This is a genomic window from Demequina sp. NBRC 110052, assembly GCF_002090075.1.
In the GTDB taxonomy this organism is placed as follows: domain Bacteria; phylum Actinomycetota; class Actinomycetes; order Actinomycetales; family Demequinaceae; genus Demequina.
Window position 1 is genome coordinate 710,756 of sequence record NZ_BBRI01000002.1, and the last position, 23,669, is coordinate 734,424.

The 23,669-nt window shown below is 70.1% G+C and carries 19 protein-coding genes; 5 read left to right on the plus strand and 14 right to left on the minus strand.

Annotation, left to right across the window (positions count from 1 at the left end; all coding sequences use genetic code 11):
- Positions 1–5: 5 nt before the first annotated feature.
- The 5 genes from B7K21_RS03470 to chvE all read right to left on the minus strand — a co-directional run bounded on the left by B7K21_RS03470 (position 6) and on the right by chvE (position 6,290).
- Positions 6–962, minus strand: a complete 957-nt coding sequence (locus tag B7K21_RS03470; protein ID WP_084073825.1) for an NAD(P)-dependent oxidoreductase — start codon at positions 960–962, stop codon at positions 6–8.
- 72 nt (positions 963–1,034) lie between these two features.
- Positions 1,035–2,291, minus strand: coding sequence for an ROK family transcriptional regulator (locus tag B7K21_RS03475; RefSeq protein ID WP_084073826.1), 1,257 nt, complete (start codon positions 2,289–2,291; stop codon positions 1,035–1,037).
- Positions 2,292–2,313: 22 nt separating this feature from the next.
- Positions 2,314–3,513, minus strand: coding sequence for a multiple monosaccharide ABC transporter permease (gene mmsB / locus B7K21_RS03480; protein WP_084073827.1), 1,200 nt, complete (start codon positions 3,511–3,513; stop codon positions 2,314–2,316).
- Positions 3,513–5,042, minus strand: a complete 1,530-nt coding sequence (gene mmsA, locus B7K21_RS03485; protein WP_084073828.1) for a multiple monosaccharide ABC transporter ATP-binding protein — start codon at positions 5,040–5,042, stop codon at positions 3,513–3,515. Before mmsA ends, mmsB begins: the two co-directional genes overlap by 1 nt.
- Before the next feature lie 114 nt (positions 5,043–5,156).
- The gene (gene chvE / locus B7K21_RS03490) at positions 5,157–6,290 is read right to left on the minus strand and encodes a multiple monosaccharide ABC transporter substrate-binding protein (protein ID WP_084073829.1); all 1,134 of its coding nucleotides are present in this window, start codon (positions 6,288–6,290) and stop codon (positions 5,157–5,159) included.
- 407 nt (positions 6,291–6,697) lie between these two features.
- Here chvE and xylA point away from each other — a divergent pair, with 407 nt between their 5' ends.
- The 4 genes from xylA to B7K21_RS03510 all read left to right on the plus strand — a co-directional run bounded on the left by xylA (position 6,698) and on the right by B7K21_RS03510 (position 11,394).
- Positions 6,698–7,891: a xylose isomerase gene (xylA, locus tag B7K21_RS03495; RefSeq protein WP_084073830.1), complete on the plus strand. Its 1,194-nt coding sequence runs from the start codon at positions 6,698–6,700 to the stop codon at positions 7,889–7,891.
- Positions 7,892–8,103: 212 nt separating this feature from the next.
- A complete protein-coding gene (gene xylB, locus B7K21_RS03500; protein ID WP_084073831.1) occupies positions 8,104–9,564 on the plus strand; it encodes a xylulokinase in 1,461 nt (486 codons plus the stop codon).
- A 126-nt stretch (positions 9,565–9,690) separates the two neighbouring features.
- Positions 9,691–9,966, plus strand: a complete 276-nt coding sequence (locus B7K21_RS03505; RefSeq protein WP_144016043.1) for a hypothetical protein — start codon at positions 9,691–9,693, stop codon at positions 9,964–9,966.
- Positions 9,967–10,050: 84 nt separating this feature from the next.
- Positions 10,051–11,394 carry a M20/M25/M40 family metallo-hydrolase gene (locus tag B7K21_RS03510; protein ID WP_084073833.1) on the plus strand — a complete coding sequence of 448 codons (1,344 nt, stop codon included), beginning with the start codon at positions 10,051–10,053 and terminating at the stop codon, positions 11,392–11,394.
- 118 nt (positions 11,395–11,512) lie between these two features.
- Here B7K21_RS03510 and B7K21_RS03515 read toward each other — a convergent pair whose 3' ends face one another.
- Entirely contained in the window at positions 11,513–13,591 is a 2,079-nt protein-coding gene (locus B7K21_RS03515; protein WP_084073834.1) for a heavy metal translocating P-type ATPase, read from the minus strand.
- Between the two features lie 177 nt (positions 13,592–13,768).
- Between B7K21_RS03515 and B7K21_RS03520 the strand changes: the two genes are divergently transcribed.
- Positions 13,769–15,070 (plus strand): endo-1,4-beta-xylanase, encoded by a 1,302-nt coding sequence (locus tag B7K21_RS03520; RefSeq protein WP_234989162.1) that lies wholly within the window; start codon positions 13,769–13,771, stop codon positions 15,068–15,070.
- A 37-nt stretch (positions 15,071–15,107) separates the two neighbouring features.
- Here B7K21_RS03520 and B7K21_RS03525 read toward each other — a convergent pair whose 3' ends face one another.
- From B7K21_RS03525 to ligA, 8 genes are all read right to left on the minus strand, one after another.
- Positions 15,108–15,728, minus strand: a complete 621-nt coding sequence (locus B7K21_RS03525; protein ID WP_084073836.1) for a polysaccharide deacetylase family protein — start codon at positions 15,726–15,728, stop codon at positions 15,108–15,110.
- Between the two features lie 10 nt (positions 15,729–15,738).
- Entirely contained in the window at positions 15,739–17,229 is a 1,491-nt protein-coding gene (gene gatB / locus B7K21_RS03530; protein ID WP_234989225.1) for an Asp-tRNA(Asn)/Glu-tRNA(Gln) amidotransferase subunit GatB, read from the minus strand.
- 29 nt (positions 17,230–17,258) lie between these two features.
- Positions 17,259–18,797, minus strand: coding sequence for an Asp-tRNA(Asn)/Glu-tRNA(Gln) amidotransferase subunit GatA (gene gatA, locus B7K21_RS03535; protein WP_084073838.1), 1,539 nt, complete (start codon positions 18,795–18,797; stop codon positions 17,259–17,261).
- Positions 18,794–19,093, minus strand: coding sequence for an Asp-tRNA(Asn)/Glu-tRNA(Gln) amidotransferase subunit GatC (gene gatC / locus B7K21_RS03540; protein ID WP_084073839.1), 300 nt, complete (start codon positions 19,091–19,093; stop codon positions 18,794–18,796). Before gatC ends, gatA begins: the two co-directional genes overlap by 4 nt.
- Positions 19,094–19,146: 53 nt before the next feature.
- Positions 19,147–19,734, minus strand: coding sequence for a GNAT family N-acetyltransferase (locus tag B7K21_RS03545; protein ID WP_084073840.1), 588 nt, complete (start codon positions 19,732–19,734; stop codon positions 19,147–19,149).
- Positions 19,735–19,855: 121 nt separating this feature from the next.
- Positions 19,856–20,602, minus strand: a complete 747-nt coding sequence (locus B7K21_RS03550) for a hypothetical protein (protein WP_084073841.1) — start codon at positions 20,600–20,602, stop codon at positions 19,856–19,858.
- Positions 20,603–20,605: 3 nt separating this feature from the next.
- Complete coding sequence (locus B7K21_RS12720; protein WP_234989163.1) at positions 20,606–21,379, minus strand: OmpA family protein; 774 nt, start codon at positions 21,377–21,379, stop codon at positions 20,606–20,608.
- A 49-nt stretch (positions 21,380–21,428) separates the two neighbouring features.
- The gene (gene ligA, locus B7K21_RS03560) at positions 21,429–23,663 is read right to left on the minus strand and encodes an NAD-dependent DNA ligase LigA (protein WP_234989164.1); all 2,235 of its coding nucleotides are present in this window, start codon (positions 23,661–23,663) and stop codon (positions 21,429–21,431) included.
- Positions 23,664–23,669 lie beyond the last annotated feature (6 nt).

Genomic DNA, 23,669 nt, shown 5'->3' on the forward strand with positions numbered 1-23,669 from the left:
GCTCGTCACGCACCCGGAGCGACGGCACCCGTCATCACGGCGTTCACTGGCTGCTCACCTGCGCGCAGCGCCGCGATTTGCCGGTGCACCAGATCCGTGTAGCGACGATTCGTCAGCACCTCGAAGCCTGCGATGTGCGGAAGCACGAGACAGTGCGGGGCGGACCACAGCGGGTGACCCTCAGGCAGCGGCTCGGGATCAGTCACGTCGAGCGCGGCGTGCAGGCGGCCCGACTCGAGCTCGGCCAGCAGGGCGTCCGTGTCCACGACGCGACCGCGGCCCACATTGATCAGGAGCGCACCGTCGGGCATCGCCGCAAGAAACCGTGCATCGACGAGGCGGTCGGTCGACTCGTCGTGGGGCGTGACGATGATGACCAGGTCGAATCCGGGCAGCAGCCCGAGCAAGTCGCGCGACGCGTGCACGGTCGTACCGTCGGGGGCCGTGCGCGCGGACCGTGCCACACCCTCCACGTGAACCTCGCACGCGCGCAGCCGCTGGGCGATCGCCTGCCCGATCGAGCCGTAACCCACGATCAGCGCCCGCGAGTCAGCGAGCGGCGGAGCCCACGGGTCCTTCTCCCACACGCCGCGCCGCTGCGCGTCGATGAACTGCGGCAGGCGCCGGCGCGACGCGAGAGCCATGGCAAGGGTCATCTCCGCCACGCGCGTGTCGTGCACGCCGCGCGCGTTCGCGAGGGTCACGCCTTCGGGCACCAGGTGGGCGACGTGCTCGAAGCCCGCTGAGGGGATCTGGATGACCTTGAGCGAGGAGCACTGCGCGAGCCGTCCGTACGCCTTGCGACCGCCGACCAGATGCGCGAGGCACGCCAGCTCGATGCGCTCGCGCTCCTCCTCGGGGACCTCCTCGAGCGCAGGGTCCCACAGGACCACGCGCACGTCGTCGCCCACCTCCCCCAGCGCATCCGCGACGGCCTGGTCGGGTACGGCGACGGTGATCATGCGGCCAGTCTGGCACGCCCTCTCCGCGGGCCGCGAGCACCGTTCTGCCAGCCGTGTGGCGCCGCCAGCGGGCTACGCGGCGGACCGCAGATCGGCGATGAGCGCGCCGAACGCCGCCGGCCGGCGCAGGAGCGGTAGGAAGCACACCTCGGCCGCGCCGATGAGCTGCGCCCGGGCCCCGAGAGTGGCCCGCGCGATGCGCATGCCCTGGGTCACCTCGGCGAATGAGTCAGCCTCGACCGCCGCGTCGAGGATCTCGGGAGCGAGCGAATACAGCGAACCGAGGAAGCCCCCCAGCACCACGAGGTCGGGATTGAACACCGACGCGAGGTCGCTGATGGTCGAGGCGACAGCCGTGAGCTGCCGCCTCACCTCGGCCCGCACGCGCGGCACCTCGGAGTGGTGATCGAGTACTCGGTCCAGGTCGGCGAGCGCGACCGAGCGCTCTCCCGTCGCCGCGACGAGCCGTGCGAGGTTCACCTCGGTCTCGAGGCAACCGATGCGACCGCAGTGGCACGCCTTCGAGGCCCCGGGCAGGCGCGTGTGCCCGAACTCGGCCGCGAACCCGTCGCGGCCCCGCAGCATCGCACCGCCCACGACCGCGCCGCCGCCGATGCCCGACGCGTTTCCGTGCAGATACACCAGGTTGCGCTCCCCGCGCCCGACGCCGAAGACAGTCTCCGCGACAGTCGCCACGCGCGCGTCGTTGCGCACTTCGACAGGCAGATCGAGCGCCGCGTGCAGCTCGTCTCCGAGCGCGCGATTCGACCAGTCGAGGTGGGGCGCGCGCACCACGACTCCGCCCTCGGCGCGCACGAGCGCCGGCACCGCCACGCCTGCGCCCACGACGACGGTCCCGCGCGGCACCACGGTGCGCGCCTCGTCGAGCATCTCGCGCGAGAGCTCGACCGTGTCGGCGATGCTCGGGGCGCGCGACAGGTCCCGCCTCACCGACGTCTTGACGGACCCACCGAGGCCTACGAGCGCGAGCGTGATGCCATCGAGGTCGGGGTGGATCGCCGCCGCCACGATGTCGTCCTTGGGGTAGACGAGCGGGCTCGGACGGCCGCGCCCCGTGTGCTCGGACGGCAGCACCTCGTACAGCAGGCCGCTCGCCTCCAGCTCGGCCACCACGGACAGGACCGTCGAACGGTTCAGACCCGACGAGCGGGTCAGTTCCGCGCGTGACGATCCCGGCCCGTGGTGCACCGAGGTGAGGATGGTCGCGAGATTGTGCCGACGCGTCGCGTCGAGCCCGCTTCCCTTGCCTGCGGCGAGGGACTGCGACGTGGCCCTGCGCGATCCGCTCGATCGGTGCGCATCCGCCACGTCGATCAGCCCCTTCCTGCCATCAGCGAGAACCGGCCCGCTGACGGTTGATGATGTCGAAGGCTACCGCTGCGAGCAGCACCAGACCCTTCAGCACCTGCTGCCACGCCGAGTCGACGCTCATGATCGACAGACCCTGGTTCAGGACGCCCATGATGAGCGCACCGATGACGGTGCCGGAGATCCGCCCGACGCCTCCCTGGACGGCCGCACCGCCGATGAACACGGCGGCGATCGCGTCGAGCTCATAGAAGTTGCCTGCGGACGAGACTGCAGAGCCGGCACGCGACGTCGTCACGATCGCCGCGATCGACGCGAGCACGCCGATGTTGACGAAGATGAAGAAGTCGACCCACCGGGTCTTCACGCCGGACATCATGGCCGCGAAGCGGTTGCCGCCCATGGCGTACACGTGGCGACCGAAGACCGTACGGTTGAGCACGAACGAGAACACCAGCACGAGCACGCCCAGGAGCAGCAGCACGTAGGGCGTGCCGTTGTACGAGGCGAGCAGGTACGCGAAGTAGAGCATCGCCGCGACCACGGCGACGGACTTGCCGATGAAGACGGCGCGGGGCTCGCGCGTGAGGCCGCGCGCCTTGCGCTTCGCACGCGCACGCGTCTGGGACAGCACGAAGCCGACTCCGGCCAGCACGCCGAGCAGCATCGTGAGGATGTCGACGCTGCCCATGGAGCCCAGGAACCCGGGCACCCAGCGCGAGCCGATGGCCACGAACGACGAGGGCAGACCGCCGATGGTGCCACCGGTCAGCAGGATGATCGCCAGGCCGCGGAAGATGAGCATTCCCGCCAGCGTGACGATGAACGCCGGCACTTTGACGAATGCCACCCAGAAGCCCTGCCACGCCCCCACGAGGGCTCCGACGAGGAGCGCGATGAGGATCGCAGCCCATACGGGCATGCCCCATTGGTCCATCGCGAGCGCGACGATCGCACCGATCATTGCTACCAGCGAGCCGACCGACAGGTCGATGTGCCCGGCGATGATGACCATCACCATGCCGATCGCGAGGATCACCACGTACGCGTTCTGGCTGATGAGGTTGTTCGGGTTGCCACCGGACAGCAGTCGGCCGCCCGTGAGCACCTGGAAGATCAACACGATGGCGATGAACGCTCCCAGCAGTCCATAGTCACGCGCGTTGATGTTGAGACCGCGCATGCGGTCCTTGAGCGACTTCGTCGCCACGTCGGCAGCCATCAGTTCTCTCCCACAGTCATGAGTTGCATCAGTCGTTCCTGAGTCGCGTCCTCGCGGAGCACATCGCCGGTGATGCGCCCCTCCGCGATGGTGTAGATGCGATCGCACATCCCGAGCAGCTCAGGCAGCTCGGAGGAGATCATCACGACGGCCTTGCCCTGGGCGGCGAGGTCGTTGATGATCCCGTAGATCTCGTACTTGGCGCCCACATCGACGCCACGGGTCGGCTCATCGAGGATGAGCACGTCGGGCGAGGTGTGGAGCCACTTCGAGAGGACCACCTTCTGCTGGTTGCCTCCCGAGAGGGTGCCGACCACGCGCGACACGGTGTCCGTCTTGATGTTGAGCGCGGTACGGAAGCGCTCGGCCACGTCGTTCTCGTCATGAAGGTCGATGACCCCGTACTTGGATACGGCGTGCAGGTTCGCGCCGGTGATGTTCGCCGCCACCGACGCGATGAGGTTGAGGCCGTAGCGCTTGCGGTCCTCGGTCACGTAGGCGATGCCGTTCCCGATCGCCTCCTCGACGGTGCGCGTGGACACGGGCTTGCCGTGATGGAACACCGACCCGGAGATGTGCTTGCCGTACTGGCGCCCGAAGAGGCTCATGGCGAGCTCGGTGCGACCGGCTCCCATGAGCCCGGCGAAGCCCACGATCTCGCCCGCGCGCACGGTGAAGGAGGCGCCGTCGACGACCTTGCGGCTCGTATCGACCGGGTGATACGCGGTCCAGTCCTCGACTCGGAAGACCTCGTCCCCGATGTGCGGCTCGCGCGGCGGGTAGAGGTTGTCGAGCGGGCGCCCCACCATGGAGCGGATCATCCGCTGCTCGGTGTTGTCCTTGTCCGTCATGCGGAAGTCGTCGACCGTCTCGCCGTCACGGATGACCGTGATGGAGTCCGAGATCGAGCGGATCTCGGACAGCTTGTGGGAGATGATGATGCTCGTGATGCCGTGCTCGCGCAGGCCGCGCAGCAGGTCGAGCAGGTGCGCCGAGTCGTCGTCGTTGAGCGCGGCGGTCGGCTCGTCGAGGATGAGCAGCTTCACATCCTTGGAGAGTGCCTTGGCGATCTCGACGAGCTGCTGCTTGCCGACGCCCAGATGCATGATGGGGGTGTCGGCGTCGTCCTTGAGTCCCACGCGGTCGAGCAGTGCCTGGGCCTGCTCGTGGGTGTCGTGCCAGTCGATCACGCCGCGGCTGGCGCGCTCGTTGCCGAGGAAGATGTTCTCCGCGATCGACAGGTAGGGCGAGAGCGCCAGCTCCTGGTGGATGATCACGATGCCCGCGTCCTCGGAGTCGTTGATGGAGCGGAACTCCACCGGCGACCCGTCGAACTCGATGCTGCCCTCGAAGGTGCCGTGGGGGTAGACGCCCGAGAGAACCTTCATCAGGGTGGACTTGCCTGCGCCGTTCTCGCCGCAGATCCCGTGCACCTCGCCGCGCCGGACCTCGAGCGAGACGCCGTCCAGCGCCCTGACCCCGGAGAACTCCTTCACGATGTCGCGCATCGTGAGGATCACGTCCGTCATCGCATTCCTTTCTCGAATGAGTGGAGGATCCGCACGACCGTGCCGTGGCGCTGCGGTGGTGACCGCGAGGGCGGTCACCACCGCAGCGGTGATCAGCGGATCAGTCGGATGTGCTTAGAGACCGACGTCCTCGGGCTTGAGGAAGCCGGAGTCGATCAGCTTCGACTGGACGGTGTCAGCGGTGACGACCTCCGGGGTGATGAGGTACGACGGCACGACCTTCACGCCGTTGTCGTAGGTCTCCGTGTCGTTGACCTCGGGCTCGTCGCCGGCGATGATCGACTGGATCATCATCTGGACGCGCTCACCCAGCAGGCGGGTGTCCTTCCAGACCGTCATGGACTGCTCGCCCGCAAGGATCTGCGAGACCGCGGCCTTGTCGCCGTCCTGGCCCGTGAGGACCGGGAAGTCGTCGGCGGTGTAGCCGGTGGTGCGCAGCGCCTGGGCGATGCCGACCGCGAGCGAGTCGTTCGGCGACAGCACCACATCGACCTTCTCGCCGCCCGTGTAGAACGAGCTGAGGCGGTTTTCCATCTCGGCCTGGGCGTCGTCCGAGCCCCAGCCGAGGATGCCGATGGACTGCCAGTCGTCGACCGAGGCCGGAGCCTTGCCCGACGGCGTGACGAGCTGACCCGAGTCGACGTACTGGCTCAGCACGTCCCACGCGCCCGCGAAGAAGAACTTCGCGTTGTTGTCGTCGGGGCTGCCGGCGAAGGGCTCGAAGTTGTACGGGCCCTCGCCGTCGGCGAGACCGAGCTGGTCCTCGATGAACTCGCCCTGCAGGGTGCCGACCGAGTAGTTGTCGAAGGTCGCGTAGTAGTCGACGTTCGGCGAGCCGTTGATGAGGCGGTCGTACGCGATGACGGTGGCGTCGGCGGCCGCGGCCTCCTCGAGCACCGGACCCAGCGTCGTGCCATCGATCGAGGCGATGACCAGGATGTTGGCGCCGTTGGCGACCATGTTCTGGATCTGCGAGATCTGCTGGTCGGTCTCGTTGTCGGCGTACTGCAGGTCGACGGTGCAGCCGTCGCCCTCGAGCAGCGCCTTGAGGCCCTCGCCGTCGTTGATCCAACGCTCGAGGCTGCGGGTCGGCATCGCGATGCCGACGTTGCAGTCGGCGCTGGCCGCTGGCGTGTCACCGGTCGGGGTGGCGCTGCCGTCGTCGGCCGGATCGCTCGAGCAGGCGGCGAGCGAGACGGTCAGGGCGCTGATGCCCACCGTCGCCGCGAGAAGGTGTCGCATGTTCATGCGGGTGGTGTCCTTTCCTTGCGTGCCCTCAGGCACTTCACTCGGTTGCGCGACCCCCGGGCGCGGCGGGTTCTCCTGTGAACCCGGCGTGGCGTGAGCCGCCGTGTGTGAAGTCGGACCTGTTGGTGGAGGTTGTGCAGGCCGGGCGCCGCTGCGTTGCGACGCCGTACCCCCTGGCCTCACCTCATTGTCAGGCTTCTGTTGTTCCCACCGTCAACAACTAAGTTGACATTGGGAACTTATCGCCAGTGCGTTGAGCCTGCACAAGGCCTTCGGCCCATCGTTACCCAATCGTGACACCGGTTTCTAAGCACGCGACAAGCAGTTGCCTCTCCGTTTGACACGCGTGCATCGCATGCTTAAGTTTGCGCTATCAACTATTGATCAAAGAGGATCGGAGCATCACCATGAGCGTCACCCCCACTCGTGAGGACCACTTCACCTTCGGGCTGTGGACCATCGGCTGGAACGCGCAGGACCCCTTCGGAAGCGCCACCCGCGGCCCGCTCGACGCCGTCGAGGCGATCCACAAGCTGAGCGAGCTCGGCGCGTACGGCATGACCTTCCACGACGACGACCTGTTCCCGTTCGGCTCGTCCGACGCGGACCGCCGCGCCGCGATCGACGCGCTCAAGAAGGCGTGCGACGAGACGGGCATGGTGATCCCGATGATCACCACGAACACCTTCTCGCACCCCGTCTTCAAGGACGGCGGCGTCACCTCGAACGACCGCGCGGTGCGCCGCTTCACCATGCGCAAGATCCTTCGCAACATCGACCTCGCCGCTGAGCTCGGCGCGAAGACCTTCGTCATGTGGGGCGGCCGCGAGGGCGCGGAGTACGACTTCAGCAAGGACATCCGCGTCGCGCTCGAGCGCTACCGCGAGGCCGCGAACGTGTTCGGCCAGTACGTGATCGACAAGGGCTACGACATCAAGTTCGCTATCGAGCCGAAGCCGAACGAGCCCCGCGGCGACATCCTGCTGCCCACGGTCGGACACGCGATGGCCTTCATCAACACGCTCGACCACCCCGAGCTCGTGGGCCTCAACCCAGAGGTGGGCCACGAGCAGATGGCCGGCCTGAACTTCACCGCCGGCATCGCGCAGGCGCTGGACCACGGCAAGCTGTTCCACATCGACCTCAACGGCCAGCGCGGCATCAAGTACGACCAGGACCTCGTGTTCGGCCACGGCGACCTGTACAACGCGTTCTCGCTGGTCGACCTGCTCGAGAACGGCGGCGCGAACGGGACCCCCGCCTACACGGGCCCCCGTCACTTCGACTACAAGCCCTCGCGCACCGAGGACTTCGACGGCGTCTGGGAGTCGGCCAAGGCCAACATGCGCATGTACCTGCTGCTCAAGGAGCGCGCCGCGGCCTTCCGCGCCGACCCCGAGGTGCAGGAGGCCATCGCCGCGACCAAGCAGGGCGAGCTCGCGCAGACCACCCTCGGCGAGGGCGAGACGGTCGACGCTCTCCTCGCGGACACCTCGGCGTACGAGGACTTCGCGCCTGATGCCTACTTCAACGGCAACGGCTTCGGGTTCGTCCGTCTCCAGCAGCTGGCAGCCGAGCACCTGATGGGCGCTCGCGGCTAGTCAGCCTCCTCGCGGGGCGCGCGTCCTCCTTCTAGGCGCGCTCCGTGACGGGTCCGGCCCCGACTCCTCTCCAGTCGGGGCCGGACCCACACCCTCGTCCGGGTCTCCCACCCGAGACCCCCGGGCAACCAGGGCGCCCACGCCTCTGGCACCGCACCATCAGCCCACATCCAGGGCGCTCACGCTTCCTCCCCCGTCCGAAAGGATTCGCGATGACCCTCGTCGCCGGAGTCGATTCCTCCACTCAGAGCTGCAAGGTGGTCGTCCGCGACCTCGAGACCGGCGAGATCGTCCGCACGGGCAGGGCCTCCCACCCGGACGGCACCTCCGTGGACCCTGCCGCATGGTGGGACGCCCTCGTCTCCGCGATCGCAGACGCGGGAGGCCTCGCGGACGTGGCCGCGATCTCGATCGGCGGCCAGCAGCACGGCATGGTCGCGCTCGACGCCGAGGGCCGCGTGGTCCGCGACGCTCTCCTGTGGAACGACACGCGCTCGGCGGGCGCCGCTGCGGACCTGATCGCCGAGTTCGGCGCGCAGACGCTCACCGAGCGCACCGGCCTGGTGCCCGTCGCATCGTTCACGTCTACCAAGCTGCGCTGGCTGCGCGACGCCGAGCCGGAGAACGCCGCACGCGTCGCCGCCGTCGCGCTCCCCCACGACTGGCTGACCTGGCGCCTGCGCGGCTACGGCCCCCAGGACGCCTCGCCCCTGGGCCCCGTGCTGGACGAGCTCACCACCGACCGCTCCGATGTCTCGGGCACCGGCTACTGGAACCCGGCGACCGGCGAGTACGACCGCGACCTACTCGTAGCCGCCCTCGGCCACGACGCCGTCCTTCCGCGCGTACTCGGTCCGGGCGAGCGCGCCGGCACGGGCGTCGTCGACACCTCGAGCCTGCCCGACGCTCCAGCCTCCTCCGCTTCGCTCCTGCCCGACGTGGTGGTCGGCCCTGGCGCGGGCGACAACGCCGCCGCGGGGCTCGGCCTGGGCGCGGAGGCGGGAGACGTGGTCGTCTCGCTCGGCACCTCGGGAACCGTGTTCGCCGTCACCGAGGCCACGAGCGCCGACCCGACGGGCATCGTCGCCGGCTTCGCCTCCGCGTCGGGCGACTACCTGCCCCTCGTGTGCACCCTCAACGCCTCGCGCGTGCTGGACGCCTTCGCCCGCGTGCTCGGCTGCTCGTACGACGAGCTCGGCGCGCTGGCGCTCGAGGCAGAGCCCGGCGCGGGCGGCCTCACGCTCGTGCCGTACTTCGAGGGCGAGCGCACCCCGAACCTGCCCGACGCGACCGCGACCCTCTCGGGGATGACCCTCGCCAACATGACCCGCGCCAACGTCGCGCGTGCGGCGATCGAGGGCATGCTGGCCGCGCAGGCGGTGGGCATGGACGCGATCCTCTCGGCGGGAGTGGGCGCAAAGCGGGCTCTGCTCGTCGGAGGCTCGGCCCAGAACACCGCGGTGCAGGCCATCGCGGCGCAGGTCTTCGACGTCCCCGTCGAGGTTCCCGAGCCTGGCGAGTACGTCGCCGCGGGCGCGGCCGTGCAGGCCGCATGGGCGCTCACGGGCGAGCGACCCGCGTGGTCGATCGCCGTCGTGGCCTCGCCCGCGAAGGACACCCGTCCGCAGATCATGGAGGCGTACGCGGCCGCCGCTGCGAGCTACCTGGACTGAACCCGTCAGGGTCGACCCTCAGGGAAACCCCGCACACGGGGGATCGCAGAACGGTCCTCGCGGGGGATGCGCACGCACACGCGCTCGCGGGAGGCTCTTCTCATCATCAGTGAGAAGGGGGCAGCCATGGCGCACAGGACGCTCATCGAGCAGCATGTGACCGTCGCAGAAGACGCCTGGACGTCGTCGGTGGCACCAGCCGTCGAGCTCGACCGCATCGGCCCGGCCCTGGGGATCGGCGACCCCGACGAGCCAGCGTCGGGCATGCGAGGCGCGCTGCGCCGCACGGGCCGAGCGCTCGTGTTCACTCTCCGCGCGATCGGGGCCATCCTCGGAATCCTCGTCGCCGGCCTCATGGTCGCGATCCTCGCCGCTGCCCAGCGTCTGCTGCACCTCGGGTAGCCGCGCCCCCGGCGTCGGTGGCGGTAGGTTCGGTCATCGGCGCGTTCGTCTGAGCGCGCGCACCTGACGAAAGGCAGCATCACCATGACCTCGTCCGACGTCGCGGCGACCGTCCGCTCGCTCATGCCGCAGGTGATCGCGGACCTCGAGGAGCTCATCGCCATCCCTTCGGTGGCGTTCCCTGGCTACCCCGAGGAGCCGGTGCACCGCATGGCCGAGCGCACGCTCGCGCTGTTCCGGGAGGCCGGCTTCGCCGAGGCGCGACTCATGGACGTCCCGACGGGATATCCGCCGATCTACGGCGAGATCCCCGGCCCTCCCGGCGCCCCCACCGTGGTGCTATACGCCCACTACGACGTGCAGCCGGCGCCCGAGTCGCAGGGCTGGACGAGCGACCCGTGGACGCCGACGCGCAAGGCCGACGGCCGTATCTACGGTCGCGGCGCGGCCGACGACAAGAGCGGCCTCGCCACGCATCTGGGCATGCTGCGCGCGTTCGACGGCAAGCCGCCCGTGACGCTACGCCTCATTCTCGAGGGCATGGAGGAGACCGAGAGCAACCTCGAAGCGTTCGTCGAGGCGAACCCGGACCTGTTCCAGTGCGATCTGTTCGTCATCTGCGACATGGGCAACGTGCGCGTCGGCGAGCCCGTGCTCACGACCGCGCTCCGGGGAGACGTCTCATGCACCGTGACGGTGCGCACGCTCGAGCACCCGCTCCATTCCGGTGTGTTCGGCGGGGCCGCGCCCGACGCGATGATGGCCCTCGCGCGCCTCCTCACCTCCCTGCATGACGACAACGGCGACGTGGCCGTCGACGGCGTCACCCAGGGCGCCTGGGAGGGGGCCGACCTCAGCGAGGACGACTTCCGCTCCATGGCGGACACGCTCCCCGGCATCTCGCTGCCGGGCACGGGGTCCGTGACCGACAGGCTGTGGGCCAAGCCCTCCGTCAACGCGATCGGCATCGACACGACAAGCATCGCCGAGTCGTCCAACGTGATCCACCCCGTCGCGAGCGCGAAGATCTCGATGCGCATCGTGCCGGGCTCGGACCCCGAGCAGGAGCTCGCGGCCTTGGTGCGGCACCTCGAGACGCACGCCCCGTGGGGCGCGCAGGTGGAGGTCACGCCGGTGAAGGCCGCTCCCCCGTACCGCGTGCGCACCGATGGTCCGGGCTATGCGGCCGCACGCGAGGCGATGGCGGAGGCGTTCGGGGCTCCCGTGGGCGAGGCCGCTTCGGGCGGGTCCATCCCGCTCCTGCAGACTCTTGAGGACGCTTCGCCCGGCACAGAGTTCGTGCTGTGGGGGCCCGAGGACATGGCCCAGACGCGCATCCACGCCTCGGACGAGTCCGTCGATCCGGACGAGATCGAGCGCATGATCGTCGCGCAGGTGCTGTTGCTTCAGCGTCTCGCGGCAAGCTGACCCCCGGAGACCTCGACAGTCCGCACGGAATCTGCGGCGACACACCGGGGCGACGGCCTTCGCCGGGCACGGTGCCCAGGGTGTCTGATCAGATTCCGTGCGGAGTGACGGGGACGGGTCAAGCGGCGACGTCGTCGGGGGCGAGGTTCACGCGACGGAGCAGCTGGGCGTTGGCGGCCACGATGATGGTGGACAGACTCATGGCGATCGCTGCTGCGGCCGGCGGCATAACGATGCCGATCGGCGCGAGCGCACCTGCAGCGAGCGGGATCGCGACCACGTTGTAGCCGGTCGCCCACGCGAGGTTCTGCCGCATCTTGCGATACGACGCGCGCGAGAGCCTGATCGCGCTCAGCACACCGCGCGGATCCGACGAGGCGAGCACGATGCCCGCCGCCTCCATCGCCACGTCCGTGCCTGCGCCGATCGCGATGCCCACATCCGCCCTCGCGAGAGCCGGCGCGTCGTTCACTCCGTCACCCACCATCGCGACCTTCCGGCCCTTGCTCTGCAGGTCTGCGACCGCCTCGTCCTTGTCGTCCGGGAGCACCTCGGCGTAGACCTCGTCGATCCCCAGCTCGCGCGCCACCGCGTCGGCCACGGCCTGCGAGTCCCCCGTGATGAGGGCCACGGACACTCCCTGATCATGGAGCGCGGTCACCGTAGCGCGGGATTCCTCGCGCACGGGGTCGGCCGTGGTGAACGCGCCGACCACCTCGCCGTCGACGACGACGTGCAGCACCGCGCCGCCACGCTCCCGCCACTCCTGGGCGGACCCGGCAATGGCGTCGGGCATGTCGACGCCGAGCTCGTCGAGGAGCGCCGGACCGCCGACGGCGACGTCCTTGCCGTCGACCGTGGCCCGCACGCCGCGCCCCGGCAGGGTCTCGACGCTCTCCCCGGCAGGTATCGAGACCTCGGCCTCCTCCGCGGCCATCACCACGGCCCGTCCGATGGGGTGCTCCGAATCGCGCTCGACCGCCGCCGCGACGGCGAGCAGCTTCTCGTCGTCCCAGCCCTCGATCGCGGTGGTGTCGGTGACGCGGTGCTCACCGCGGGTCAGGGTGCCGGTCTTGTCGAACAGGACCGCGTCCACCGTCCGCATCTGCTCGAGCGCGGACGCGTCCTTGATGAGGATGCCGCGCCTGGCCGAGGATGAGGTGGAGATCGCGATGACCAGCGGGATCGCGAGGCCGAGCGCATGCGGGCAGGCGACGACGAGCACCGAGATCGCACGCACCATGCCGGTGCCCGGCTCACCGAGCGCGAGGTGCACCAGGAACGTCGCCGCCGCGGCTGCGAGAGCGATGTAGAACAGCCAGGCCGCCGCACGGTCCGCGAGGCGCCTCGTCCCGGAGCGCGACTCCTGTGCCTGCGTCACCATGCGCTGGATTCCCGCAAGTGCAGTGTCGTCCCCGATCGCGGTGACGGTGACGCGCAGCGAGCCGTCGGTCGCGACGGTGCCTGCGACGACGTGCTCGCCCTCCGTGCGTCGGACAGGTGCCGACTCCCCCGTGATCATCGACTCATCCATGCTCGCCTCGCCCGAGGCGATGTCGCCATCCGCGGGAACGCGCCCTCCCGGGCGCACCACCACGGTGTCGCCAGTCACGAGGTCGGCGATGCTCACATGCTCCGTGCCGTCGTCGGTCACGCGCTCGGCGTCGTCAGGCAACAGCTCCGCGAGCGCCTGCAACGCACCGCGGGCCTGACCGACCGCCTTCATCTCCTGCCAATGGCCCAGCAGCATGATGACGATGAGGCCCGCGAGCTCCCACCAGAAGTCGAGATCGCCGAAGCCGAGCGTGGACGCCAGCGACGCGCCGAACGCGACGGTGATGGCGAGCGAGATGAGCGTCATCATGCCGGGCGCGCGGTCCTGGATCTCGTCGCGCCAGGCCATGCTCAGGAACGGCCAGCCTCCCCACGCGAAGATCACCGTGCCGAGGATCGGCGGGATCCAGCCGCTCAGGGGCAAGTCGTACCCGAACCAGCCCTCGACCATCTCGGAGAACGCGAGCACCGGGATCGCGAGGAGCAGATTCCACCAGAACAGCCTGCGGAACATCTCCGCGTGGCCGCTGTGGTCCGTATGGCCGCCGTGGTCGCTGTTGCCGCCGTGTCCAGCGTGCCCCGCGTGCACGTCGTGGTGCGGCGGCTGCGCCTTGTGCTCTGCATGCTCCGTCTGGTGCGACATGAAGACCTCCCGCTTCGTCCAACGCCACCAGGATGCACATTCCATCCCGCTGGAAGGTCAAGTCCGTCTCGCGCAAGGTCACGAGAACGACACGGGTGTCGAAACGGTTTGACCGCCCCAGGCGTCCGTCCGAGACTCAGGGTGGCCCTCACGTCGACGACGACCGGAAGGACAGCCGTGACGCACGACTCCTCGTCCCACCCCCAGCAGACCGCGCCGCGCCCCGGCGACGCGCTCGCACACCGCCGAGGCAGCGCCTCGATCCTCATCCAAGGACGCGACGGCGCACCGCTCGCGCACTCCGAGGTCACCGTCGCGCAGCGCCGCCACGCATTCGGATTCGGCAACATCGGATTCGACCTCATCGGGCTGGCCAACGGCGACCACGAGGACCGAGGCGCCGTATACGGGGGCGCGAGCCTCGACTCCGCCCGCCGCCTCGCCGATCTCTACCTCGACCTGTACAACGCCACGACGCTGCCGTTCTACTGGCGCGGATACGAGCCCGAGCGAGGCCACCCCCAGACGGATCGCATGCTGGCCGCCGCGCGGTGGTTCGTCGACAGGGGCGTCGAGGTCAAGGGACACCCACTCCTGTGGCACACGCTCGCACCCGAGTGGCTGCTCGACCTCCCGCTCGACGAGGCCGAGCAGGCGATGCGCACCCGCGCGGCGCGCGAGACCAGAGACTTCGCAGGAGTCATCGACCTGTGGGACGCCATCAACGAGGCCGTGATCCTCCCCGTGTTCACCGCGGAGGACAACGCCGTCACTCGCCTCGCGCAGATCAAGGGCCGCGTCGAGATGGTGCGGCTCGCAGTCGAGAGCGCGCGCGAGGGCAACCCCGCGGCCCGGCTCGTGCTCAACGACTTCGACCTCTCGGTCGACTACGAACACCTCATCGAGGAGTGCCTCGCGGCAGGCATCGAGCTGGACGCGATCGGCGTCCAGACACACATGCATCAGGGCTTCCGCGGCGAGGACGAGATCTACGGCATCCTCGAGCGCTTCGGCAGGTTCGGCCTGCCGGTGCAGATGACGGAGACGACACTCGTCTCGGGTCACCTCATGCCGCCTGAGATCGTGGACCTCAACGACTACCAGATCGAGTCATGGCCCTCCACGCCCGAGGGCGAGGAACGCCAGGCGGACGAGATCGTGCGGCACTACCGCACGGTCGTGTCGCATCCTGCCGTCGAGTCCCTCACGTACTGGGGGCTCACGGACGAGGGCTCCTGGCTGGGCGCCCCCGCCGGGCTCGTGCGCGCGGACGGGACGCCGAAGCCCTCCTACGACGCCCTGCACGCGCTCCTCAAGGACGAGTGGTGGATGTCGCCCACCCCGATGCGGACCGACGATGAGGGACGCGTCCTGGTCGAGGGCTTCGCCGGCGAGTACGAGGTCACCGTCGACGACGCCTCGGCGACGGTCGAGGTCGCGCGCGGCGAACACACGGAATCGGCGGTCGATCCCGCCTGAACGGCTGGCGCTCCTCTGCGGACTGCCTTTGGTCCCGTCAGCGCGCGCCGCGCGGGAGTGTGAAGCTCCACCCCTCGGCGAGCCTCTCGTCGACCACGCGTAGCAGCGCCTCGACCGTTCCCGCGCGCGACCCGCCGCCGTCGTGCACCAGCACCAGCTCGCCCGGCCGGATGGCCTCGCGCAGTCGCACGGCGAGCACCTCGACGTCCTGGGTCACCCAGTCCTCGATCGCGTTGACGACCGCGAGCGGCTGCATGCCCAGCTCCACGGCGACCTCAGCCGTGACGCCCCACGAGCCGTTCGGCGCGCGCCAGTACGGTACCGACGCGTCGGGGTCGCCCAGGGCTTCTCGGATGATCGCGAGGTTGGCGACCATGTCGGCACGGACTTCCTCGCGCGACCACTCCCCCATGTCAGCGAAGGACGTCGAGTGATTGCACAGCACATGCCCCTCGGCCACGATCCGCCGCAACAGCACGGCCCCTCCCGGGGCGAGGATCTGCTCGCCGATGACCGCGAACACCGCGCGGATGCCCCGCGCGGCGAGCGCGTCGAGCAGCGCCTCGGTGTCGGCGCCGTTCGGCCCGTCGTCCACGGTGAGGGCGCAGACGAACCCCTCGCCTTCGGCGAAGGCGAGGGGCTCGGCCGTGAGCGTCATCAGGGTCGGATCAGCCCTCGACCCCAGCGCGCCGGAGGATGATCTCCCGCACGCGACCCGCGTCGGCCTGGCCGCGCGTGGCCTTCATGACCGCGCCGACGATCGCGCCGGCCGCCTGCACCTTGCCGTCCTGGATCTTGGCGAGCACGTCGGGCTGCGCGGCGAGCGCGTCGTCGACGGCCTTCTCGAGCGCCGAGTCGTCGGAGACGATCTCGAGCCCGCGCGCCTCGACGACGGCGGTCGGCGAGCCCTCGCCCGCAAGGACGCCCGCGAGCGCCTGGCGCGCGAGCTTGTCGTTGAGGCGTCCCGAGTCGACGAGACCCTGAAGCTCAGCGACGTCCACCGGGGTCACCGCGAGCGAGTCGAGCGCGACTCCCTGCTCGTTGGCCGTGCGGGCGAGCTCACCCATCCACCACTTGCGCGCCGACTGCGGCGAGGCGCCTGCCCCGACGGTCGCGACCAGCAGCGGCACGGCGTCGGCGGCGACGACGTCGCGCATCTCGAGGTCGGAGAATCCCCACTCGTCCTTGAGGCGCGCGCGCATCTTGGCCGGGTGCTCGGGGATGGTGGCGCGCAGCTCCTCGACCCACTCGCGGGAGGGCTCGACGGGCAGCAGGTCGGGCTCGGGGAAGTACCTGTAGTCCTCGGCCTCCTCCTTGGAGCGGCCGGGGGTCGTCTCCTCGGTGTCCTCGTGCCAGTGGCGGGTCTCCTGCACCACGGGCTGGCCCGCGGACAGCAGCGCGGCCTGGCGGCCGGCTTCGAAGTGGATCGCCTTCTCGATGGCGCGCAGCGAGTTGACGTTCTTGGTCTCGGAGCGCTTGCCGAACGGCACCGCGTCCTGATCCTCGCCCGCCGGAGCCTTGGGGCGCAGCGACAGGTTCACGTCGGCGCGCACGGAGCCCTGGTCCATGCGGCCGTCGGAGATGCCGAGCCCGCGCACGATATCGCGGATCGTGGCCACGTACGCGCGCGCCACCTCAGCCGTCCGCGCTCCCATGCCGGTGATGGGCTTGGTGACGATCTCCACGAGCGGCACGCCGCCGCGGTTGTAGTCCACGAGCGAGTGCGAGGCGCCCTGGATGCCGCCGGAGCCGCCGACGTGGGTGTTCTTGCCCGCGTCCTCCTCCATGTGCGCACGCTCGATGCCCACCTCGACGACGGTCCCGTCGTCCAGCACGACCTCGAGAGACCCTTCGTAGCAGGTCGGCTCGTCGTACTGCGAGATCTGGTAGTCCTTCGCGAGGTCCGGGTAGAAGTAGTTCTTGCGTGCGAAGCGCGAGGACTCGCGGATCGAGCAGCCGAGCGCCAGTCCCAGCCGGATGGCCGACTCGACGGCCTTCTCGTTCGTCACCGGCATCGATCCGGGAAGCCCCAGGCACACGGGGCAGACCTGCGTGTTCGGCTCGGCGCCGAACTCGTTCGCGCAGCCGCAGAACATCTTGGTCTTCGTGTTGAGCTCCACGTGGACCTCGATGCCGAACACCGGGTCGAAGTCCTGCATGGCCTCGTCATAGCTGACGCGCGTCGCGGTCACTTGGCCACCTCCGCGGTGTTGATGGGCAGAGTGGGGGCCTGCGCGGTCAACGCGCCACCCCACTCCTCGGTCAGCGAAGCCTCGAGGGCGGCGCCGACGCGGTACAGGCGGGCGTCCTCGTGCGCGGGCGCGAGGATCTGGAAGCCCGCGGGAAGACCGTCCTCGGGCGCGACGCCTGACGGCAGCGACATGCCGGGGATCCCCGCGAGGTTCGCCGGGATCGTGGCGACGTCGTTAAGGTACATCGCCAGCGGATCGTCGATGCGCTCGCCGAGCTTGAACGGCGTGGTGGGCGTCGTGGGCGAGACGAGCACGTCGGCCTTCTCGAAGGCTGCGGCGAAATCGCGCTGGATGAGCGTGCGCACCTTCTGCGCCGAGCCGTAGTAGGCGTCGTAGTAGCCGGCCGAGAGGGCGTAGGTGCCGAGGATGATGCGGCGCTTCACCTCGTCGCCGAAGCCTTCGGCGCGCGTCGCGAGCATGGTCTTCTCGACCGTGTCCTTCTCGACTCGCATCCCGAATCGCACCGAGTCGAACTTCGCGAGGTTCGACGACGCCTCGGACGGGAGGATCAGGTAGTACGCCGCGAGCGCGTACTCGAACGACGGGCACGAGACCTCGACGATCTCCGCACCCATCGCCTTGAGACGCTCGAGCGACTCCTCGAACCGCTGCTCGACGCCGGGCTGGTAGCCCTCCCCCGAGAGTTCCTTGATGACGCCGACGCGCACGCCGGTGAGGTCCTTCGTCGCGCCCTGCATCGCGGCCTCGACGCACGCGGGAACGGGCTCGTCGAGGCTGGTCGCGTCCTTGGGGTCATGGCCGCCCATGACCTCGTGCAGCATCGCGGTGTCGAGCACGGTGCGCCCGCAGGGGCCCAGCTGGTCGAGCGACGAGGCGAGCGCGATCGCGCCGTAGCGGGACACGCCGCCGTACGTGGGCTTGACGCCGACGGTGCCGGTGACGGACGCGGGCTGGCGGATCGAGCCACCCGTGTCCGAGCCGATCGCGAGCGGGGCCTCGAAGGCCGCGAGCGCCGCGGCCGAGCCGCCGCCCGAGCCACCGGGGATGCGCTCGAGGTCCCACGGGTTGTGCGTGGGACCGTAGCCCGAGTGCTCCGTGGAGGATCCCATGGCGAACTCGTCCATGTTGGTCTTGCCGAGGATCGGCATGCGCGAGGCCTTGAGCTTGGCTGAGACGGTCGAGTCGTACGGCGGCACCCAGCCCTCGAGAATGCGCGAGCCGGCCGTGGTGGGCAGGCCCTCGGTCACGAGGACGTCCTTGACAGCGACGGGCACGCCTGCGAGCACGGGGAGCTCGACGCCTGCGGCGCGATCCTCGTCCACCTTGCGGGCGGTCTCGAGCGCGCCCTCTGGGTCGAGGTGCAGGAACGCATGGACGGGTCCGTCCACTGCGGCGATCCGGTCCAGGTGCGCCTGCGTCAGCTCGACGCTCGTGACCTCGCCGGCGTTGAGCGCGGCGGCCATCTCGGCAGCGGTCTTCCGGGTCCAGTCGGTGCTCGGCTCCACGGCGGTCATGCTTCCTCCCCCAGGATCTGGGGCACGCGGAAGCGCCCGTCCTCCGCCTCGGGCGCACCGGAGAGCGCCCGCTCCTGCGGGAGCGACGGCAGCACCTCGTCGGCGCGGTGCACGTTGGACATCGGGATCGGGTGGGAGGTCGCGGGCACGTCGGAGCCGGCCACCTCGGCGACCTTGGCCACGGCGTCGACGATGGCGGAGAGCTGGCCCGAGAGTCGGTCCAGGTCCTCGTCCGTCATGTCGATGCGCGCGAGCGCGGCCAGGCGCGCCACGTCGGAGCGATCGAGGGAAGACATGGCCGCAAGTCTAGTGCGGGCGGGAGACGCCGGTCACGGGCCCGACGCGCGGGTCACGGCTCCCAGGAGTAGCCGAGCAGTCGTACGGCTGGCAGGGGGCGGGACGGGTCGTCGGCCATGCGCTCTGCCTGCTCGGGCGTGATGCGGGAGACGGTGCCGTCCTCGTTGTCGGCGACGAGCCAGTCGAGGTCGGGCCTGCGCGTGAAGCCGAGGCTCTCGTACAGGCGGTGCGCGGCATGCATGGTGTCCATGGTCGACAGGACGATGCGCTCGGCGCCCCTCTCGACCGCGAGGTCCATGGCCTGGCGAGTGAGCTCACGCCCGATGCCGCGGCCGCGCTCGAGCGGCGACACCGCCAGCATGCGCAGCTCATACTCGTCGCCGGTCGCGAGCTCGATGAACGGACTGCCGGGCGGCACGACCGTGATGGTGCCGACTGCGGCGCCTTCGCCGTTCTCGCCGTCGCTGAGCATGAGCAGGATGGCCTGCTCGGCGCGCGCCTGCGCATCCCGCAGCTGGGGGACGTAGGGGTGCGACTGGTCGACCAGGCCGTCGGAGAGGTACGCGAGCGCGGTGAGCGCTCCGATCTCTGCGAGCCGGGACGCCTCGTCGGGCTGAACGGGACGGACGGACGACGTCATCGGTTCCTCTCCTTCGGTCCGCCTGCGCTGGCGGCCGGCTCGTGCGATGTGCTGCGTGCCCCTCGTGAGGGCTCCCTCGGCCAGGGCACGATGCCCTGCGGTCAGTGTACGGACCCCGCCGTCAGGAGTCTCGACGGCGAGGCTTCCTGCGCTTCGCAGGAGCCGTCGGGGCTGCGGTGTCGGCACCGTCCGCAGGCGTCTCGGCCTCGACTGAGCTCCCCGTCGGGGCCTCGGGGGCAGGCTCAGGCTCGGTCGCCTGCGTCGTCTTCAGTTGGCTGCGCCCGCCGGGCACGCGCAGCGGCTCGACGACGGGCATGAACGTCTGATGCGTGTCGACATGCTGCTCCGGAGGCGCCTCGCCGAGCGGCCGATGCTCCTCGGCAGCCTCCTCGACCTGCGCTGGGTCCTCTGCCTGCACGACGCGGGTGACGCCATGCGAGTCGGTCAGCTGACCCTGCGAGAGCTGGGCGAGCGCGTGGAACGCTGCGGCATCCTTCTCGAGCAGCTCGCGCTCCTCCTCAGAGAGGTCGGCCCCGCGCAACGCGACCACGGCAGCCTCGGGCGTCTTGGGCTCGACGCCCTCGTCCTCCGTCGCGGGGTCGTTCGGCTGCGCCTCGTCGTCGGGCTCGCCCGCGCCGTCCACTCCGGGGTCGTCGTCTTCGGCGTCGTCAGCGGTCTCGGCGTCGGCTCTCTCGGCCTCCGCGATCTCCTCCTCCGCCTGCTGCGCGAGCGACGCGTCGGGGTCGGGCGCCCCAGCATCGGGCGTGTCCTCAGCGACGGTGTACCGGCGCAGGAAGTAGCCGATGACCACGCCGAGCACGAAGGCGAGCAGCAGCCACAGCCAGGCCTCACGCAGTGCAGGTCCCATGGGTCATCCCTCCGTGATCGTGATCTCGACGCGACGGTTGGCCTCGCGGCCCGACGCGGTGGCGTTGCTGGCGCGCGGATCCTCCTCGCCGCGGCCCGAGGGTTCGAGGATGGACCTCGGAATCCCTTGCTGCACGAGGTAGTCGGCGACGTTGCGTGCGCGCGCCTCGCTGAGCGCGAGGTTGGCCTCGGCGGTGCCGATCGAGTCGGTGTAGCCGATGATCGTGACCGTGATCGCTCCATGCGTCTCGAGCGTGTCGAGGAGCACGCCGGCCACCTCGTCGAGCTCGGCGCGAGCGGCGGGCGTCAGATCGGGCGACGTCGTGTCGAAGATGATGGGGTCGATCGTGGGCAGCGGCCCCGCGTCGGTCTCCGAGGGTGATGGCGTCGGCGTGGGCTCGGCGGTCGCTGTGGGCTCCGCGGTCGCGCTGGGCGACGTGGTCGGCTCGGGCTGCGGCTCCTCGCCGAAGCCGTCGTACAGGGCGGAGGTGATGAGAGCGTCTCCTGCGACGGCTGCGAGAGCGGCATCCTCGTCACCGACCGGACCCACGAGGGTCACCTCGCGATAGTCGGCGCTGCCCACCCACACGTCGGTCAGCCCGGCGCCCTCGATCGCAGCACGCGCATGCTCTTCGACGGCGTCTTCGACGGTCTCCGCGAAGCCCCACACGAGCGCGGTCAAGGTGAGTGCCGCGCCCAGTGGCAGGAGCCACCACCGGAGCTTGCCCGGCCGGTACCGGGTGGAGGCGCGAGTCGCCCCGCCGACGCCCTCAGCCATCGACCCTCCTGACTCCCCAGTCGTGCGCGCGGCCATCGTGGCCCGTGAGTCACACCTTAGCGGGACCGCCTCGGAGCAGGGCGTCGAAGCCCGCCTCGTCGAGCACGGGGATGCCGAGCTCCTCCGCCTTGGCCGCCTTCGAGCCCGCGTTGGCGCCGACGACGACGTAGTCGGTGTGCTTCGAGACTGATGACGCTGCCTTGCCGCCGTGCGTGATGATCGCGTCCTTGATGCCGTCGCGGCTGTACCCCTCGAGCGATCCGGTCGCGACGATGGTGAGCCCCTCGAGCGTCTGCGGGATCGACTCGTCGCGCTCTTCCTCCATGCGCACGCCTGCGGCGGTCCAGCGCTCGACGATCTCGCGGTGCCAGTCGACCTCGAACCAGTCGAGCACCGACTGCGCGATGACCCCGCCGACGCCCTCGACGGCAGCGAGCTCGTCGAGCGTCGCTCCGCGGATCGCGTCCATCGAGCCGAACTCGGTTGCGAGCGCGCGGCTCGCCACCGGGCCCACGTGCCTGATGTTGAGCGAGACGAGCACGCGCCACAGCTCCTTGGACTTGGCGCGTTCGAGCTCCTCAAGGAGTGTGGTCGCCTGCGCCGACGGCAGCACGCGCCGGTGGTTCTTGGTGATGCCAGCCTTGCGCCGCTCGGCGGGCGTCAGGCCCTCCGCCTCCGGCGGGTACACGAACTCGACCTTCTGGAAGGGCGCTCGGCGCACCTGCTCGCCGTCGTCGTCGACCTTGGGAAGACCGGTCTCCGCGTCACGCACCACGACCTCGATGGGCATGAGGTCGTCGAGCGTGAGGTCGAACAGACCCGCCTCGGTCGTGAGCGGCGGGCGTGCGGGCTCGAGCGGCTGGGTGAGCGCCGCGGCGGTGACCTCGCCGAGCGCCTCGACGTCGAGTCCGCCGCGCGAGCCGATGTGCTCCACGCGGCCGCGCACCTGCGCGGGGCATGACTCGGCGTTGGGGCAACGCATGTCGACGTCGCCCTCCTTCATGGGGCGAAGCTCGGTGCCGCACTCGGGGCAGTGGACGGGCATGACGAAGTCCTCGCGCGGGTACCCGTCGTCGGCGAGCGCCGCCACGGGCCCGACGATCTCGGGGATCACGTCGCCTGCCTTGCGCAGCACGACGACGTCTCCGATGCGCACACCCTTCGCCTTCACGACGTCCTGGTTGTGCAGGGTCGCCTGCCGCACCGTGCTGCCGGCGACCGTCACGGGCTCCATCACGGCGTAGGGCGTCGCGCGCCCGGTCCGGCCCACGCCGATGCGGATCTCGGTGAGGCGCGTGTGTACCTCTTCGGGCGGGAACTTGTAGGCGATCGCCCACCGGGGCGCGCGACTCGTGGAGCCGAGCTCGGCCTGCACGGCTCGGTCGTCCACCTTGAGAACCGCGCCGTCAATCTCGTGCACCAGGCTGTGGCGGCTCGACTCGAGGCTCTTGAGCGCGCGCTCGATCGCCTCGGTGCCTCGCAGCACGGATGCGTGCTCGCTCACCGGCAGCCCCCAGTCGGCCAGCACCTCGTAGATGCCGTGCTGGAGCTCGAGCCGCGCGTCGGGTTCGGCGTCGCCCCAGTCGAGCGCGCCGAGCGCGTAGGTGGTCACCGCCAGCGGGCGCGTGGCCGTCACCGCGGGATCCTTCTGCCGCAGCGACCCTGCCGCCGTGTTGCGGGGGTTCGCGTAGGGAGCCTTGCCCTGCGCGACGAGCCCCTCGTTGAGCGCCTCGAAGTCCGCCACGGGCAGGTACACCTCGCCACGCACCTCGACGAGTGCCGGCACCCGGGCGCCTCCGGCGTCGGGCCCGCGCAGCGAGTGCGGCAGGCCGCGGATCGTCAGGACGTTCGCGGTGACGTCCTCACCCGTGGTGCCGTCGCCGCGCGTGACCCCGCGCACGAGCTCGCCGCGCTCATAGGTCAGCGAGATCGACAGCCCGTCGATCTTCGGCTCGCACACGATCGCCTGATCGCCCGCCTCGCGTCCCACGCGCGCGAGCCACGCCTCGACATCCTCGAGCGAGAACGCGTTGTCGAGGCTCATCATGCGCTCGCGGTGACGCACCGAGGCGAAGCCCGTGGCCTCGCGCGCAGCGCCAACGACCTGCGTGGGGCTGTCCTCGGTCACCAGTTCCGGATGCAGGGCCTCAAGCTCACGCAGCTCGCGCTCGAGCGCGTCGTATTCGGCATCCGAGACGGTCGGCGCATCGTCCGCGTAGTAGGCGTGGCGATGCGCCTCGATCTCCTGGACGAGCTGCTGGTGGCGGGCGCGGGGATCGTTCACGGTCCT

What these genes read in the sequence shown, in the direction of transcription:
- B7K21_RS03525 (WP_084073836.1), bottom strand. Translation starts at nt 15,728, where the DNA reads ATGACGCTCACGGCCGAGCCCCTCGCCTTCGCCGAAGGCGAGGGGTTC.
- B7K21_RS03510 (WP_084073833.1), top strand. Translation starts at nt 10,051, where the DNA reads ATGACCTCGTCCGACGTCGCGGCGACCGTCCGCTCGCTCATGCCGCAG.
- gatB (WP_234989225.1), bottom strand. Translation starts at nt 17,229, where the DNA reads ATGCAGGACTTCGACCCGGTGTTCGGCATCGAGGTCCACGTGGAGCTC.
- B7K21_RS03470 (WP_084073825.1), bottom strand. Translation starts at nt 962, where the DNA reads ATGATCACCGTCGCCGTACCCGACCAGGCCGTCGCGGATGCGCTGGGG.
- B7K21_RS03505 (WP_144016043.1), top strand. Translation starts at nt 9,691, where the DNA reads ATGGCGCACAGGACGCTCATCGAGCAGCATGTGACCGTCGCAGAAGAC.
- mmsB (WP_084073827.1), bottom strand. Translation starts at nt 3,513, where the DNA reads ATGGCTGCCGACGTGGCGACGAAGTCGCTCAAGGACCGCATGCGCGGT.
- xylA (WP_084073830.1), top strand. Translation starts at nt 6,698, where the DNA reads ATGAGCGTCACCCCCACTCGTGAGGACCACTTCACCTTCGGGCTGTGG.
- gatA (WP_084073838.1), bottom strand. Translation starts at nt 18,797, where the DNA reads ATGACCGCCGTGGAGCCGAGCACCGACTGGACCCGGAAGACCGCTGCC.
- gatC (WP_084073839.1), bottom strand. Translation starts at nt 19,093, where the DNA reads ATGTCTTCCCTCGATCGCTCCGACGTGGCGCGCCTGGCCGCGCTCGCG.
- chvE (WP_084073829.1), bottom strand. Translation starts at nt 6,290, where the DNA reads ATGAACATGCGACACCTTCTCGCGGCGACGGTGGGCATCAGCGCCCTG.
- B7K21_RS03545 (WP_084073840.1), bottom strand. Translation starts at nt 19,734, where the DNA reads ATGACGTCGTCCGTCCGTCCCGTTCAGCCCGACGAGGCGTCCCGGCTC.
- mmsA (WP_084073828.1), bottom strand. Translation starts at nt 5,042, where the DNA reads ATGACGGACGTGATCCTCACGATGCGCGACATCGTGAAGGAGTTCTCC.
- B7K21_RS03515 (WP_084073834.1), bottom strand. Translation starts at nt 13,591, where the DNA reads ATGTCGCACCAGACGGAGCATGCAGAGCACAAGGCGCAGCCGCCGCAC.
- B7K21_RS03550 (WP_084073841.1), bottom strand. Translation starts at nt 20,602, where the DNA reads ATGGGACCTGCACTGCGTGAGGCCTGGCTGTGGCTGCTGCTCGCCTTC.
- B7K21_RS12720 (WP_234989163.1), bottom strand. Translation starts at nt 21,379, where the DNA reads ATGGCTGAGGGCGTCGGCGGGGCGACTCGCGCCTCCACCCGGTACCGG.
- xylB (WP_084073831.1), top strand. Translation starts at nt 8,104, where the DNA reads ATGACCCTCGTCGCCGGAGTCGATTCCTCCACTCAGAGCTGCAAGGTG.